The sequence below is a fragment of the Quadrisphaera sp. INWT6 genome (genome assembly GCF_015390235.1).
Lineage (GTDB): Bacteria > Actinomycetota > Actinomycetes > Actinomycetales > Quadrisphaeraceae > Quadrisphaera.
On sequence record NZ_VUOH01000002.1, the window covers coordinates 1,026,252 to 1,040,395 of the forward strand.

Annotated in this window: 17 protein-coding genes; 7 read left to right on the forward strand and 10 right to left on the reverse strand. The window is 77.5% G+C overall.

The window, feature by feature from the left end; genetic code table 11:
* Window positions 1–83: 83 nt before the first annotated feature.
* Window positions 84–1,235, forward strand: a complete 1,152-nt coding sequence (locus tag F1641_RS09685) for an aminotransferase class I/II-fold pyridoxal phosphate-dependent enzyme (protein WP_194905127.1) — start codon at window positions 84–86, stop codon at window positions 1,233–1,235.
* Window positions 1,236–1,260: 25 nt separating this feature from the next.
* Here F1641_RS09685 and F1641_RS09690 read toward each other — a convergent pair whose 3' ends face one another.
* Complete coding sequence (locus F1641_RS09690) at window positions 1,261–2,256, reverse strand: cell wall-binding repeat-containing protein (RefSeq protein ID WP_194904745.1); 996 nt, start codon at window positions 2,254–2,256, stop codon at window positions 1,261–1,263.
* Between the two features lie 139 nt (window positions 2,257–2,395).
* Here F1641_RS09690 and F1641_RS09695 point away from each other — a divergent pair, with 139 nt between their 5' ends.
* Complete coding sequence (locus F1641_RS09695; RefSeq protein ID WP_206690810.1) at window positions 2,396–2,704, forward strand: STAS domain-containing protein; 309 nt, start codon at window positions 2,396–2,398, stop codon at window positions 2,702–2,704.
* Between the two features lie 15 nt (window positions 2,705–2,719).
* Here F1641_RS09695 and F1641_RS09700 read toward each other — a convergent pair whose 3' ends face one another.
* Window positions 2,720–3,838: a glycosyltransferase family 1 protein gene (locus F1641_RS09700; protein WP_309225521.1), complete on the reverse strand. Its 1,119-nt coding sequence runs from the start codon at window positions 3,836–3,838 to the stop codon at window positions 2,720–2,722.
* A gap of 172 nt (window positions 3,839–4,010) precedes the next feature.
* Here F1641_RS09700 and F1641_RS09705 point away from each other — a divergent pair, with 172 nt between their 5' ends.
* Window positions 4,011–4,295 (forward strand): DUF1490 family protein, encoded by a 285-nt coding sequence (locus F1641_RS09705; RefSeq protein ID WP_194904747.1) that lies wholly within the window; start codon window positions 4,011–4,013, stop codon window positions 4,293–4,295.
* Window positions 4,296–4,444: 149 nt separating this feature from the next.
* Window positions 4,445–6,673 (forward strand): cation-translocating P-type ATPase, encoded by a 2,229-nt coding sequence (locus F1641_RS09710; protein ID WP_194905133.1) that lies wholly within the window; start codon window positions 4,445–4,447, stop codon window positions 6,671–6,673.
* On the opposite strand, the gene xerC is transcribed toward F1641_RS09710, so the two are convergent.
* The 4 genes from xerC to F1641_RS09730 all read right to left on the reverse strand — a co-directional run bounded on the left by xerC (window position 6,655) and on the right by F1641_RS09730 (window position 9,516).
* Window positions 6,655–7,899: a tyrosine recombinase XerC gene (gene xerC, locus F1641_RS09715; RefSeq protein ID WP_194904748.1), complete on the reverse strand. Its 1,245-nt coding sequence runs from the start codon at window positions 7,897–7,899 to the stop codon at window positions 6,655–6,657. The genes F1641_RS09710 and xerC overlap by 19 nt on opposite strands.
* Window positions 7,900–8,062: 163 nt before the next feature.
* Window positions 8,063–8,458, reverse strand: a complete 396-nt coding sequence (locus F1641_RS09720; RefSeq protein ID WP_194904750.1) for a DUF6941 family protein — start codon at window positions 8,456–8,458, stop codon at window positions 8,063–8,065.
* 108 nt (window positions 8,459–8,566) lie between these two features.
* Window positions 8,567–8,758 (reverse strand): hypothetical protein, encoded by a 192-nt coding sequence (locus F1641_RS09725; protein ID WP_194904752.1) that lies wholly within the window; start codon window positions 8,756–8,758, stop codon window positions 8,567–8,569.
* On the reverse strand, window positions 8,755–9,516 hold the full coding sequence (locus F1641_RS09730) for a histidine phosphatase family protein (protein ID WP_194904754.1): 762 nt from the start codon (window positions 9,514–9,516) through the stop codon (window positions 8,755–8,757). Before F1641_RS09730 ends, F1641_RS09725 begins: the two co-directional genes overlap by 4 nt.
* 123 nt (window positions 9,517–9,639) lie before the next feature.
* Here F1641_RS09730 and F1641_RS09735 point away from each other — a divergent pair, with 123 nt between their 5' ends.
* Window positions 9,640–10,215, forward strand: coding sequence for a hypothetical protein (locus F1641_RS09735; protein ID WP_194904756.1), 576 nt, complete (start codon window positions 9,640–9,642; stop codon window positions 10,213–10,215).
* Between the two features lie 69 nt (window positions 10,216–10,284).
* On the opposite strand, the gene F1641_RS09740 is transcribed toward F1641_RS09735, so the two are convergent.
* A complete protein-coding gene (locus F1641_RS09740) occupies window positions 10,285–10,737 on the reverse strand; it encodes a hypothetical protein (protein WP_194904758.1) in 453 nt (150 codons plus the stop codon).
* 71 nt (window positions 10,738–10,808) lie between these two features.
* Between F1641_RS09740 and F1641_RS09745 the strand changes: the two genes are divergently transcribed.
* Together F1641_RS09745 and F1641_RS09750 are read left to right on the forward strand one after the other, a co-directional pair.
* Complete coding sequence (locus tag F1641_RS09745; protein ID WP_194904760.1) at window positions 10,809–11,156, forward strand: DUF3140 domain-containing protein; 348 nt, start codon at window positions 10,809–10,811, stop codon at window positions 11,154–11,156.
* Window positions 11,157–11,163: 7 nt separating this feature from the next.
* On the forward strand, window positions 11,164–12,243 hold the full coding sequence (locus tag F1641_RS09750; protein ID WP_206690812.1) for a DNA topoisomerase IB: 1,080 nt from the start codon (window positions 11,164–11,166) through the stop codon (window positions 12,241–12,243).
* Window positions 12,244–12,286: 43 nt separating this feature from the next.
* Here F1641_RS09750 and F1641_RS09755 read toward each other — a convergent pair whose 3' ends face one another.
* From F1641_RS09755 to F1641_RS09765, 3 genes are all read right to left on the reverse strand, one after another.
* Window positions 12,287–12,631, reverse strand: a complete 345-nt coding sequence (locus F1641_RS09755) for a metallopeptidase family protein (protein ID WP_194905137.1) — start codon at window positions 12,629–12,631, stop codon at window positions 12,287–12,289.
* A 248-nt stretch (window positions 12,632–12,879) separates the two neighbouring features.
* A complete protein-coding gene (locus tag F1641_RS09760) occupies window positions 12,880–13,506 on the reverse strand; it encodes a hypothetical protein (RefSeq protein ID WP_194904762.1) in 627 nt (208 codons plus the stop codon).
* A complete protein-coding gene (locus F1641_RS09765) occupies window positions 13,503–14,063 on the reverse strand; it encodes an RNA polymerase sigma factor (protein WP_206690813.1) in 561 nt (186 codons plus the stop codon). Before F1641_RS09765 ends, F1641_RS09760 begins: the two co-directional genes overlap by 4 nt.
* Window positions 14,064–14,144 lie beyond the last annotated feature (81 nt).

Consider the following 14,144-nt stretch of genomic DNA (forward strand, 5'->3'; position numbering starts at 1 on the left):
GACCCGTGGCAGGGTGGCGGCGTGCGCGAGGCAGCCCGGTGATCCCCTCCCTGCGCGCGCGGGCCGTCGAGCCCTTCCACGCGATGGCCTTCGCGCAGCGGGCCGCCGAGCTGGAGGCCGCGGGGCACGACGTCGTGAAGCTCAGCCTGGGCGAGCCCGACGCGGGCGCCCCGCCCGACGTCCTCGCCGCCGCCCGCGAGCTGCTCGACGGGCGCCCGCTCCCCTACACCTCGGCGCTGGGGCTGCCCGCGCTGCGCGAGGCGGTGGCCCGGCGGTACGGGGAGCGCCACGGCGTCGACGTCGACCCGCGGCGCGTCGTCGTCACGGCCGGGGCGTCGGCGGCGCTGCTCCTCGTGGTGGCGCTGACGGTCGACCCGGGCACCGGCGTGCTCCTGGCCGACCCGAGCTACCCCTGCAACCGGCAGATGGTCGAGGGCGCCGGCGGGCGCGTCGTCGCGGTCCCGACCACCCCGGCCACGCGGTACCAGCTCGACACCGCGAGCGCTGCGGCCGCGTGGACGCGCTCGACGCGCGCGGTCCTCGTCGCGAGCCCGTCCAACCCGACGGGCACGTCGGTGCCGGAGGCCGAGCTGGCGGAGCTGTGCGCGCTGGCCCGCGAGCGCGGGGCGTGGCGGGTGGTTGACGAGATCTACCTCGACCTGGCCGACCCCGTGGTCCCGCCCGGCGGTGGGGCGCCGCGGCCGCCGCTGAGCGCGCTGGCGCTGGACGACGACGCGGTGGTCATCGGCAGCTTCTCCAAGCACGTGGGGATGACGGGCTGGCGGCTGGGCTGGTGCGTGCTGCCGGAGGCGGCGGTGCCCCTGGCGGAGCGGCTGGCGGCCAACTACTTCATCTGCGCCTCGACGCCCGCGCAGCACGCGGCCGTGGCGGCGTTCACGCCGTCGTCGCTGGCGCTGGTGGAGGAGCGCCGGCTCGACCTGCTGGGGCGGCGGGCGCTGGCGCTGGACGGGCTGGCCCGCCTGGGGCTCGAGGTCCCGGTGGCCCCCGACGGCGCCTTCTACGCCTGGGCCGACGTCTCGAGCACCGGGCTGGGCGCCTGGGAGCTGTGCGAGCGGGCCCTGGAGGAGGCGCACGTGGCGCTCACCCCGGGGCGCGACTTCAGCGAGCACCTCGCCGGCACGCACGTGCGCCTGTCGTACGCGGCGTCGCGGGCCGACCTGGCCGAGGGGCTGGAGCGCCTGGCGCGGTGGCTCCCCGGAGCGCGGCGGGCCTGAGCCGCGCCGGTGCCGGCGGGGTGCGTCAGGGGCAGGCCTGCCCGCCGAGGGCGGCGTCGCTGAGCGCGGTGGGGCCCCCGAGCGCTGTCACGTCCTGCACGCGGAGGGCGCTGTACGCGGCGGCGGTGGCGCCGGGCAGGCACCCGCGGCTCGTGAGCAGCAGCGGGCGGCCGAGCGCCGCGCCGGCGAGCGCGTCGGGGAAGGCCTCGCCGCTGGCGAGCAGCGCTGAGGGGGCGCTCTCCCAGGTGTCCTGGGCCACACGCGCGGCGGTGGCGTAGCGGTCGGCGCCCTGCAGGCGGACGACGGCGCCGGGGGCGAGGGCCTCCAGCTGCTGCTGCACCTGCGCGCTCACCACCGCCGTCCCGCCCACGAGCGTGATGCGGGTCGGCCGGAGCTCCGCCACCGCGTCGCGCGTCGCCGGCGGCAGCGCGTCACGGCCGGTGAGGAGCAGCGGCGAGCCCACGGCGGCGCCCGCCGCGCCGCCCGCGAGGGCGTCGGGGAAGGCCTCGCCGGAGGCGATGACCACCTCGTCGGCGTCGTCGGCGAACTCGGTGCGCGCCACCCGCGCCGCCGTGGCGTACCGGTCGTCGCCCTCGATCCGCTGCACGCTCGGCGCCAGCCGCTGCAGCTCGCGCAGCACGTCGTCGCTGACCGAGACCGGCCCGCCGACCACCCGCACCACCTCCGGCCTCAGCCGCTCCAGCTCGGCGCGGGTGGCGGCGGGCACGGAGCGCGCGTCGACGGTGAGCAGCGGGCCGCCGTGGAGCGCGGCCAGCGGCGCTCCCGCCAGCGCGTCGGGGAAGCGCGAGCCGTTGACGACGACGACGTCGGACGCGCCGTCGGGGAAGGACTCCCGGGAGACCCGGGCCGCCGTGGCGTAGCGGTCGTCACCGCCCCACCGGGCGCTCCCGAGGGCCTGCGCCGGGGCCGCGGTGGTGACCAGCGCCGCCGCCACGAGGGCGCCGGCGGCGACGGCGGTCGCAGCCGCGGCGCGCGTGCGGCGCGCGGTCGCCGCGCTCACCCGCGCCACGCGCCCGTCGTCGCCGGGGGCGTCGCAGGGATCTCCACACGACCACCGTCGCACGGCGGCGGGTCCTCACCGCGGTGGACACGCGGGGGGCGGTCGCGCGGCCGGGCGCGGAGTGGGCCAGCATGTCCACGTGCCCCTCGACGAGCCCGCGCACCCGCAGGCGGGCATGGCGTTCGACGCAGCCGACCCGAGCCGCCTCGTCCTGACGGGTGACATCGACGTCTACGCCGTCGCCGCCCACCGCTTCGAGCCGGCCGAGCTGGCCGCGACGCGCGTGGTCGACCTGCACGCCGTCGACTTCGTCGACTCGGCGGGCCTGGGCTTCCTCATCGGCCTGTCGCGGCAGGTGCGCCCGCACCGCCTGCGCCTGGAGGGCCTGCACGGCACCGCGCGCCAGATGCTGGTCGTCATGGGCGCGCACCACGTGCTCGACCTCTGACACCCACCGCCGGTCTCAGACGGGCAGGGCAGCGGCCTCGCGGTAGTGGCCCACGAGCTGGTCGCACACCGCGCTCCACGTGCGTCCGCGCGTGCGCTCCCGCGCAGCCTCACCGAACGCGCGGCGCTTCGCGGCGTCACCGGTGAGGTCGGCCACCCGCGCCCGCAGGTCGGTGGTGTCGCCGGGGGCGTAGAGCCAGCCGGTGCGGCTGGGGTCGACCAGGTCGAGCAGCCCGCCGGCCGCGGGGGCGACCACGGGCACCCCGCTGGCCAGGGCCTCCTGGGCGGCCTGGCAGAAGGTCTCGTGCTCACCGGTGTGCACGAAGACGTCGAGGCTGGCGACGGCGGCGGCGAGGCGCTCGCCCGACAGCTGCCCGAGGAAGGCCGCGCCGGGCAGCAGGGACTCCAGCCGGGCTCGCGACGGGCCGTCACCGACCACCACGAGGCGGGTGCCGGGCACGTGGGCCAGGGCCGCGAGGTCCTCCAGCCGCTTCTCCGGGGCCAGGCGGCCGACGTACCCGACGAGGGCCTCGCCGCCGGGGGCCAGCGCGGCGCGCAGCGCGGGGTCGCGGCGGGCGGGGTCGAAGAGGTCGTCCACGCCGCGCGCCCACACCCGGGTGCGGGGGATGCCGCGCGCCCGCAGCTGCGCCGCGGTGGTCTCGGTGGGGGCCAGCGTCACCTCGGCGCGCCGGTGGATGGCCTCCACCCGCCACCAGGCGGCCTCCTGGGCGCTGCCGATGCGCGCCGTGAGCGGGTAGCGGCTCGCGAACCCGGCGACGTCGGTCTGGTAGACGGCGACCACCGGCACGCCCAGCCCGTTGGCGGCCCGCGCGGCGGTGCCCCCGAGGCCGAAGGGCGATGCCAGGTGCACGACGTCGGGCGCGAAGGCCGCCAGGACGGCGCGCAGCCGGGTCGCCGACGGCAGCGGCACGCGGACCTCGGCGTAGCCGGGCAGCCCCAGGGAGGGGACGTCGACCACCATGGCGCCGTGCACCTGCGCCGGGGCGCCGGGGCTGGCGCAGACCACCAGCGCGGTGTGCCCCTGCTGCTCGAGGTGCTCCAGCACCCGCAGCACGGAGCGCACCACGCCGTTGACGGCGGGCAGGAACGAGTCGGTGACGACGGCGACCCTCACGCCGCCCAGGGTGGCGAGCCGCCCCTTCCGGCGGGCCACCCGCCGGTGACGGGCGCCCGTCGGGCCGGTGACCGTTCGGGGCCCCCCCGCTAAGATCGGTTGCGCTGCGTTGACGAGTACGGTTCTCATCTGCACGTCGTCCCGCGAACCCGCGTCGCCCTGGAGGTCCCCCGTGGTCGGAGTCATCGCCCCGCTCGGCAAGCTGCTGCTCACCGCGGCCGCGTCCGCCGGCATCGTCAAGGCCGTCTCCGACGGCCGCGGGCCGAGCGCGCTGCGCCGCACCGCGGTGTCGACCACCAAGCTGGGCATCCGCGCGGGCCGTGCGGCCGAGGTGGGCGTCGAGAAGCTGCGCCTGGCCACCGGCGACGTGGTCGCCCAGGCCCACGCCGAGCTCGGCGAGGACGCGCCCGTGCCCCGCACCCCCTCGGCCGACCACGGCCACGACCACGACCACTGAGGTCCCCCGCCGTGACCACCGCCTCCGCAGCTGACGGGGGGGCGGCGGTCGCCGCCTCCCCCGCCGCGTCCCCCGCCGCCGCTCCCCCGGCCCCCGTCGTCACCGTCGTCACCGACCACGGCGGCCGGGTGCGCCTCCAGGCCGACTGGATGCGCGGCCAGCCCGCGCGCGCCGTGGCCGTCGAGGACGCGCTCGACGCCCTGGACGGCGTCCACCTCGTGCGCGCCCACCCCGTCACCGGCGCCGTGGTCGTCCACTGCGACCGCCGGCACCTCGACCTCGACGCCCTCCGCGCCGCCGCGGCCACCGGCGCTGCGCCCGCCCGCGGCGCCGTCGCCTCCCGCACCCCCCGCTCGGCCGACGTCGGCAACGGCGAGGTGGCCCGGATCATCGTCGGCGGCGTCGCGCTGGCCCTGCTCGGGCTGCGCCGCTACGCCTTCGGGCGCCCGCCGCTGCTGGGCCCGACGTCGCGGACCGTCGCCACCGGCGTCACGGTCTTCGCCGGCTACCCCTTCCTCAAGGGCGCCGTGCGCTCGATCGCCGGTGGCCGCGGGCTGGGCACCGACGTCCTCGTCACCGCCGCCACCATCGCGAGCCTGCTGCTGCGCGAGAACGTCGTGGCCCTGACGGTGCTGTGGCTGCTCAACATCGGCGAGTACCTGCAGGACCTGACGCTGCGCCGCACCCGCCGCGCCATCGCCGACCTGCTCACCGGCGCCCAGACCGAGGCGTGGGTGCGCCGGGAGACCCACGAGGTGGTCGAGGGGGAGGTCGTCTCGACCGTCGTCGAGGTGAGGGTGCCCCTGGAGGAGCTGCGCGTCGGCGACCTCGTGGTCGCCCACGACCAGTCCACCCTCCCCGTCGACGGCGAGGTCGTCGAGGGCGACGCCGTCGTCGACCAGGCCGCCCTCACCGGCGAGAACCTGCCGGTGCAGCGCGCCGCGGGCGACCCGGTGCTCGCGGGCAGCGTGGTCCTGCGCGGCCGCCTGGTGGTGCGCGCCACCGCCACCGGCTCCGACACGGCGGTGGGTCGCATCATCGCCCGCGTCGAGCACGCCCAGGCCGACCGCGCCCCCGTCCAGACCGTCGGCGACGCGTTCAGCCGGCGCTTCGTGCCCGCCTCGTTCCTGCTGGCGCTCGGCGTGCTCGTGGTCACCCGCGACGTGCGCCGCGCCATGACGATGCTGCTGGTCGCGTGCCCCTGCGCCGTGGGGCTGGCCACGCCCACGGCGGTCAGCGCCGCCATCGGCAACGGCGCACGCCGCGGCATCCTCATGAAGGGCGGCTCCCACCTGGAGGCCGCGGGCCGCGTCGACGCGTTCGTCTTCGACAAGACCGGCACCCTCACCCTGGGCCGCCCCGTGGTCACCAACGTGCTGTCGTTCCGGGACGACTGGACGCCCGAGCAGGTGCTCACCGAGGCCGCCAACTCCGAGGTGCACTCCCGCCACCCGCTGGCGCAGGCCGTGATCCGCTCCACCGAGGAGCGGCACCTCGTCATCCCCGAGCACGAGGAGTGCGAGGTCATCCTCGGCCTGGGGATGCGCGTCATGGCCTCGGGCCGCGTGCTGCTCGTCGGCAGCCCGCAGCTCATGGCCCGGGAGGGCGTCGAGGTCGACGACGACGCGCGCGGCTGGGTCGACAGGCTCCAGCGCGAGGCCGAGACGCCGCTGCTGCTCGCCGTCGACGGCCGGCTGACCGGCCTGGTGAGCCTGCGCGACCAGGTGCGCCCGGAGGCCCGCGAGGTGCTCGACGCGCTGCGCGCCAGCGGGGTGCGGCGCATCGTGATGCTCACGGGCGACCACCCCGAGACGGCCGCGGCCGTGGCGGCCGAGCTCGGCATCGACGAGTTCCGCGCCCAGGTGATGCCGGAGGACAAGCAGGACGTCGTCCGCGAGCTCCAGGCGGAGGGGTTCACCGTCGCGGTGGTCGGCGACGGCACCAACGACGCCCCCGCCCTCGCGCTGGCCGACCTCGGCATCGCGATGGGCCTGTCGGGCACCGACGTCGCCGTGGAGACGGCCGACGTGGCCCTCGTCGGTGACGACCTGCGCCGCCTGCTGCACCTGCGCGACCTCGGCGACCGCACCCTGCGGCTCATCCGCCAGAACTACGGCGCGTCGATCGCCGTCAACGGCGTCGGGCTCGCGCTCGGCGCTGCGGGGGCGCTGTCACCGGTGCTGGCAGCGGTCGCCCACAACGCGTCGTCGGTGTTCGTGGCGCTGAACTCCTCGCGCCTGGTGCGCTACCGGCTGGAGCCGGCGCCCGAGGCGGCAGCGCAGGCCCCGGCCCCCGCAGCCACCCCGTCAGCCACCCCGTCAGCCACCCCGGCAGCCGCCTCCGCGGCTGCGGGAGCGGCTCAGCCCTCGACGAGCTGAGACGCGTCCGCGCGCTGGCGCGGGATCGACGCCGTGACCGGCGCGACGGGCGCGGTGCCGGGCACCGGGGTGGCGGTGCTGGCGGCCACCACGGGCATCGCGCCCGTGGTGCGGACCTCGCCGGTGCGCAGGCGCGAGGTGCCGAGCACCTCGGCGACCTCCGCCGCCGTCACGCCCGCGTCGAGCAGCCGCTGGGCGCGGGTGGCCCGCAGCGCGTGCGAGGTCACCTCGGGCAGGCCCGCGGCGTCGAAGAGGCGGCGCAGGCGCCGGGTGGTGGCCGCCGGGTCGCCCGCGGTGCCGCGGCTGGTCGGGAAGACCAGCGCCCGCGCGCCGACGTCGGCGGTGCCGCGGGCGCGGCGGGCGGCGAGGGCGGCCACGAGCTGGGGAGCCACCGGGACGGTCCGTCCCGGCTCGACGGGGCGCACGCCGGTGGTCTGGCCACCGGCGCGGTCGATGCGGGCGGCGATGCGGACCGCGGGGCCCGTGCCGGTGCCGGGGTCGCCGGGGGTGACGTCCTCCCAGCGCAGGGCCAGGGCCTCGCCGAGGCGGGCGCCGGTGCCCAGCAGCACGGCCACGAGGTCGACCAGGCCCAGGCGCACGGCGTCGGCGTCCGCGGTGGCGACCACCAGCAGGTGCGCCTCCTCGTCGGCGGTGAGCACGCGGGCCGCGGCGGGCTCGGCCGCCGTGGGCACCGCGACGCCGACCAGCGGGTCGGTCTCGAGGGTGCCCTTGGCCAGGGCCACGTCGACGACGCCGCGCAGGCAGTTGCGGGCGGTGCGGGCGGCAGCGGGCCCCGAGCGGTCGGCGACCTCGGCGAGCCAGCGCTCGGCGACCGGCGCGGACAGGTGCCGCACCTTCAGCATGCCCAGGCGGGGGACCAGGTGGGCGACCACCGAGCGGCGGTACAGGTCACGGGTGCCGGGACGGGCGCCGGTGGCCTCGAGCACCGCCAGCCACGTGGAGGCGGCATCGGCGACGGTGGTGACGCGGTCGTCGGCGGCAGCGGCCGCGGCGGCCTCGGCCTGCGCGCGGCGGGCGATGCCCTCGGCCAGGGACGCCTCGGCGTCGGCGCGGGTCGGGCCCGTCGCGCGCACCTGGCGGAGCTCGCCGTCGGCGCACCGGTAGCGGCACCGCGCGACCCAGCGGCTGCGGCCCATGCCGGCGGCCTCGGCGGCGCGCACCCACCGCCCGGAGGCGGCGTCGAGCGTCTCGATGTGCGTTCGCACCTGGCCAGCGGGCCCTGTCGCGAGGGCGGGTCGTCCCACGTCCGGGACGCTAGCCCCGGGCCGGGGACGCCGTGCGGGTTTTGCTGTGAGTCACCGAGAGTGACGCGGGGTTGTGGGCGGGCGGGCTCCCCGCCACCGGTCGCGCCCGGACCGGCTCCGGGCCTCAGACCTCGACGACCACCGCGAACGGCAGCTCCGCGACGGCCTCGCCGTTGACCGAGAGCACCAGCACGTGGGCGCCGGTGGAGCTCAGCGGCGCGACCACCGCGAGGGCGAAGCAGGCCGACACCCGGCCCGGAAGGTCGGCCTGCTCCAGGCCGGGCAGCACCTCCCAGGCGGCGATGGTGCCGACGTCCCCCTCGGGGGTGCGCGCCGACAGCTCGAGGTGCGCCGCGGGCTCGCGGCGCCCCATCCACAGCCGCCCGGCCGCGGCCAGCACCTGCTGCGCGGGCAGCGCGCCGACCGCGATGACGGCCCGGTGGGCGCCGACGGCGGTCAGGGTGCCGTCGGCGTCGACGCGCGCGTAGTCGGCCAGGAGGGCGTAGTCGAGCTCGGCCACCGGGCCATCCTGCCCCTCACCCCGCACGCAGCCGAGCGCCCGGTCGCGCTTCCCGGTGCCCGGGAAGCGCGACCGGGCGCTCGGCTGCGGTCTGGAGGGTCGGTGCGGTCAGCGCTTGGAGGTCAGGTTGTCCGGGTCGCCGTCGGGGTCGTCCTGGTCGTCGGGGTCGTCCTGCACGGAGGCCGTGTCGCTGACGTCCTTCGGCGGGGTGCCCGAGGTGTCGGGGGGCGACGGCAGGTTCGCCGGGTCGCCGTCGGGGTCGATCGACTCGTCGCGCGGCGTCGCGCTCTGCTCGCTCATGGGGCGACGCTGCCACCGCCCGGACCGTCCGGCACCCCGAGCGGCGCGTCGGCCAGGGGGTGGGCGTACTCGACCAGCTCGACCCCCGACGGCCCCGCCGCGTACCGGGTGAGCGCGGTGTTCGGCTGCGGGTGCGCGCGGTCGATGGCCACGGCCTCGTCCAGCTCCAGCCCCTCCAGGACGGCGCGGAACGCCATGACCACCGCCTGGTGCGTCACCAGGAGCACCCGCTCGCCGTCCATCCGCGGGAGCACCAGGCCCACCAGGCTGCGCACCCGCAGGGCGACGTCGGCCCAGCTCTCCCCGCCGGGGGCTCGGTACCAGGCCTTGGCCGTGCGGCGGCGGCGCGCGGCCTCGTCCGGGTGGCGGACCCGCAGGCCGGCGCCGGTCAGCCTGTCGAACTGGCCGACGTCGCGCTCCCGCAGCCGCTCGTCGGTCGCGGCCGGGAGGTCGAGGCCCCCGGTCGCGACCACGATCTCCAACGTCTCCCGGGTGCGGCGGTAGGGCGAGACGAGCGCGCGGGTGGGTCGCCGCGACGGGTCCAGCGCGGCGAGCTGCCGGCCGGCGTCCTCGGCCTGCTGGCGGCCCCTCGCCGAGAGCGCCACCTCCTCGTCGGCGTCGTGGTCGAGCACCTCCGCGCCGTCGCGCCAGGCCTTCGCGGTGGCGAGGTTGGCCTCGCTCTCGGCGTGGCGCAGCAGCCACAGCTCGCGGGGGAAGGGCGCCCCCGGGGCCACCGCGGGCAGGGGGCGCAGGTCCATGCGGCTGAGGCTAGGCCGGTGGGAGGACCGGGGCTGACCGCAGCGGCCCGCCCGCACGGCCGTGCGGGCGAGGGGCGGGCCCGCGGGTGGCCGGGAGCGCCTCGGCCAGCGATGATCGGGCGCGTGGACTCTCCGCGTCGCTCCGCCGTCCCCGTCGTGCTGCTGGCCGGGGTGGCCGGCGTCCTCGCCTGGCTCGCGCTGCGCGCCCGGGGCGCGGGCTCCGGCACCAGCGGCCCGGTGATGGACCGGCCCACCACCCCCATCGGCCGCCTCGGCGAGCCGGGCCCGGAGTGGACGGTCGTCGAGACGCTGCCCGTGGCGCGCCCCGCCCCCGAGATCGCCCTGCACCTGCACGAGCACGGCGGGCTCCCGGGCCTGACCGGGGGCGTCGACGGCCCGGTGATGGACCGCGTCGAGTGGGACGTCGAGGGCCAGGGCCACTACGAGGCCGAGGTCCACGGCCTGCCGGGCGCGGTCACGTCCGAGGTCACCGTCCGCTTCTCCCCGGCGCACGGCGGCCCCCACGGCGTCGTCGAGCACGCCGCCGCGGCGCTGCCGCTGGTGGGCGGTCCGTCGGTGCGCTCGCAGGTGTCCCGCTCGCTGTCGCGCCTGCAGAGGCTGATGGAGACCACCGCGCCGGGCACCCCCGAGCGCGAGGCCGGTGCCGCTGAGGCCCGCCAGGAGCTCACCGCGCGCTGACGCCCCTCCCGCACGCCGCCGGGCCCGTTCCCCGCTGGGGAGCGGGCCCGGCGTCGTCCTGCGCTCGCCTCAGGCGCTGCGGCGGCGCAGCAGCAGCGCGACCAGGGCCCCGAGCCCCGCGGCGACGACGACCTCCTGCGGCATCCGGCGGGGCGACTCCCGCTGGATGCGGGCGTGGAAGGCGTCCCAGCGCGCCGGGAAGGGCGAGCGCCCGAAGAACAGCTCGCTCGGCTTGTCGAGGTCGGGGAAGGCCCCGCCCGCCATCCCCGCGAGGGCGGACACGAGGACCGCCGGGCGGTCGCGGCGGCTCGCCCGCGCCACGAGGCCGATCGCGGCCAGGCCCGCGAGACCGTCGGCCACCGCTGTGACGAGGAACACGCTGCGGCGGTCGTCCCCCCAGTGGGGCACCTGGTCGAGCACGAAGTGCGAGACGACGCCGGTGAGGAACGCCTGCACGGGGCGCTGGGCCAGGGGCCCGGCGCCCAGGACCGCACCGGCGAGGACGTGGTTGGTGACCAGCACCGCCCCAGCATGCCCGCCGACCGGGCGTCGCCGGACGTGCGGACCCGCGCGGCCCGACGGACGATCGGCCGGTGAGCACGCGACCCGAGGGACTCGACGAGGTCTGGGACGACTGGAAGAGCGCCGTGAACATGACGGCGAAGGAGCTGGAGGACTGGCTCGAGACCGACGAGTCCGGCGAGGTCGGGCAGAAGTCCGGCGGGTCCGGGGAGTCGACCGGGCACGCCTCGGGACGGCGGATCGTGGAGGTCCTCCGGACGAAGAAGGACGACCTCACCGACGAGGACGTCGAGCACATGCACAAGGTGGTCGGGTACGTGAAGCGCCACGCGGCGCAGGGCGGCCCCGACGACGACGTCGAGCACTCGAAGTGGCGCTACTCGCTCATGAACTGGGGCAACGACCCCCTGAAGGGGTGACCCGACCGTGAGCGCCGTCACCGTCGAGGAGCTGGTGGAGGTCGAGCTCGTCACGGTCTCGCCGCACACCCCCGGCTGGACGCGGCGCCGCTCGGGGTCGGGGTTCACCTACCTCGACGACCGGGGTGCGCGCCTGGCGAGCGCCGAAAGCGAGCGCTGCAGGGCGCTCGTGATCCCCCCGGCGTGGAGGGAGGTCTGGATCTGCCCGCGGGCCGAGGGGCACATCCAGGCCGTCGGCACCGACGAGGCGGGCCGGCGCCAGTACCTGTACCACCCGCAGTGGCGGCTCCAGCGCGACCGCGCGAAGTTCGAGCGGGTGCTGCAAGTGGCCGAGCGGCTGCCCGCGGCACGGTCGCGCGCGGCCGCCGACCTGGCCCTGCCCGGGATGCCCCGGGCGCGGGCGCTCGGCTGCGCCTTCCGGCTGCTCGACCTGGGCTTCTTCCGCATCGGCGGGGAGGGGTACGTCGAGAGCGGGCAGTCGTACGGGCTGGCCACCATCGAGAAGCAGCACGCGCGCCTCACCGGTGGCGCGGTGGTGTTCGACTACACCGCCAAGCACGGCAAGCGGCGCACGCTGCGCCTCGTCGACGCCTCCGTCCACGACGCCGTCGGCGTCATGAGGCGCCGGCGCGGCGGCGGTGACGACCTGCTGGCGTGGAAGGACTCCGCCGGCTGGCACGACGTCACCAGCTCCGACATCAACGAGTACGTCAAAGCCGCCTTCGGCGGGGAGGACGTCTCCGCCAAGGACTTCCGCACCTGGCACGCCACGGTGCTGGCCGCGGTGGCGCTGGCCGTCTCGACGCACGCCGCCGAGTCGCCGACGGCGCGGCAGAAGGCCGTCGCGCGGGCCGTGCGGGAGGTGTCGGAGTACCTCGGCAACACCCCGGCGGTGGCGCGGGCGTCCTACGTCGACCCGCGGCTCATCGACCTCTTCGAGGACGGCACCACGATCGAGCCGGCGCTCACCGACCTGGGCGAGGGCGCCGCGTTCGGGGAGCCGGGCACGCACGGCGCCGTCGAGCGGGCCGTGCTCGACCTGCTGCGCAACCCCTCCCAGACCTCGGGCCGCGCCAGGCGCCGCTGAGCCCCGGCCCCCCTTCTGGCGCAGATCCCCCCAGGGACGGCCGTCAGGCCCAGCCGAGCTCGTGCAGGCGCTCGTCGCTGATGCCGAAGTGGTGGCCGACCTCGTGCACCACGGTGACGGCGACCTCCTCGACCACCTCATCGCGGGTCTCGCAGGCGCGCAGCGTCGGGCCGCGGAAGACGAGGATCCGGTCGGGCAGCGCCCCGGCGTCCCACCCGGAGTCGCGGTCGGTCAGCGGGATGCCCTCGTAGAGGCCGAGCAGGTCGTCCTCGCCCTCGGGCGGCTCGTCCTCGACGAGCACGACGACGTTGCTCATCATCCGCGTGAGCTCCTCCGGCAGGGCGTCGAGGCCGTCGGCGACGGCGTCCTCGAACTCCTCCTCGCTCATCTCCACGGGCACCGGCCCACCCTCGCACGCGCGGTCAGCCGGGGTGGCCGGTGATGCCGGACGGGCAGAACCCCGCTCGGCGGCCCTCACGGCCCCGTCGAGGGCCCTTCTGCCCGTCCGGCGTCACACCCCAGCCTCCCGCCGAGGGACAGCGCCGTCCCGTCGGGCATGCACGAGGGCGAGAGACGGGCCCACAAGACCGTCCCCGGTCGTCGTGTGCATGCTCGACGGGACGCCCCCGGCGGACCTCAGCCGCCGAAGGCCCGGTCGTACTCGGCCTGCAGCTCCGGCGTGACCGGACCGGACCCCCCGCAGACCGCGACCGTGCCCTGGGAGGCCGACACGAGGTACTCCTGCCCCACCTCGAACGGGAACCCTCCGACGGTGCTGGCCGTCCCCTGCTGGTCCGCGACGAGCGCCACGCCCTCCCCCGGCTCGCCCCGGTAGACCCTGTCGACGGCGAGCAGCACGCGGTCACCGTCGACCTGGACCGCGCGCCCCTGGAAGGCCGTGTCGGTCGTGGGGAGCACCTGTGCCACAGGCGGACAGTCGAAGGCGGCACCACCGCCCCCACCGGCTGCGGTCAGGGTGGTGGACACCGCGGGAAGCCCCGGAGCCCGTGACAGCACCACCGGCGTCACGACGGCGGCCGCCGCGGCGACCCCGACCGCGACGGCCGTCCCGACCAGCCAGGGGCGGCGCCGTCGGGCCGCTCGAGCCGTGCCGGCCGCGTCGTGGGCCTCGTCGACGGGGGTGGGGCGGGTGGTGATCACGGCGTCCTCCAGGTGGTCGGTGACCCAGGCCCGGTCAGCGGGCGGGAGGCGGGTCGCGGGGTCGGCGCCGCGCAGCAGCGCCTGCAGCTCGTCGTCGTTCACCGGGCCCCACCTCCTGCTCCGACCTGTCCGCCGGCGGCCGCGTCCTTTCGCAGCTGCTCGGCCAGCTCCTTCTTGGCGCGGTGCAGCCGGATGCTGACGGCGTTCGGCGTCACCCCGAGCACCACGGCGATGTCCGCGGGGGCGAGCTGCTCCCAGGCCCACAGGCGCAGCACCTCCGCCGAGGCGGGCCGCAGGGAGGCCACCGCCGCGCGGACTGGTGCCGGGTCCACGCCGCCGACCTCGTCGTCGGCGGGCGGCAGCACCTCGGCGGGCGGGTCGACGGCGGCGACCCGACGGGCCAGGAACCGCTGCCGGCGCGCGGCGCGCTCGGCGTTCGCGAGGCACCACCGGGCCACGCCGTAGGACCAGGGCAGCGCCGCCTCGCCCTCCGGCACCTCGTCGAGGCGGCGCCAGAGCACCAGCAGCGCGTCGGAGAGGGCGTCGTCGGCGGTGCCGGAGGTGGCGCGGCGCGCGAGGTAGCGGCGCAGCGGCTCGAGCACCTCGTCGGCCAGCGCCTCGTAGCGGGCGCGCCGACCGGCGTCGTCGTCGCGGGCCACGGTCCTCACCCTGGCGCGTGTCCGGCACGGCGGCGGTCCTTTCACCACCACCGAGGTGTTCCGAACTCCCATGATCACGAC

What these genes read in the sequence shown, in the direction of transcription:
- F1641_RS09725 (WP_194904752.1), bottom strand. Translation starts at nt 8,758, where the DNA reads ATGAGCGAGCAGAGCGCGACGCCGCGCGACGAGTCGATCGACCCCGAC.
- F1641_RS09755 (WP_194905137.1), bottom strand. Translation starts at nt 12,631, where the DNA reads ATGAGCGAGGAGGAGTTCGAGGACGCCGTCGCCGACGGCCTCGACGCC.
- F1641_RS09710 (WP_194905133.1), top strand. Translation starts at nt 4,445, where the DNA reads ATGCGCGGCCAGCCCGCGCGCGCCGTGGCCGTCGAGGACGCGCTCGAC.
- F1641_RS09685 (WP_194905127.1), top strand. Translation starts at nt 84, where the DNA reads ATGGCCTTCGCGCAGCGGGCCGCCGAGCTGGAGGCCGCGGGGCACGAC.
- F1641_RS09730 (WP_194904754.1), bottom strand. Translation starts at nt 9,516, where the DNA reads ATGGACCTGCGCCCCCTGCCCGCGGTGGCCCCGGGGGCGCCCTTCCCC.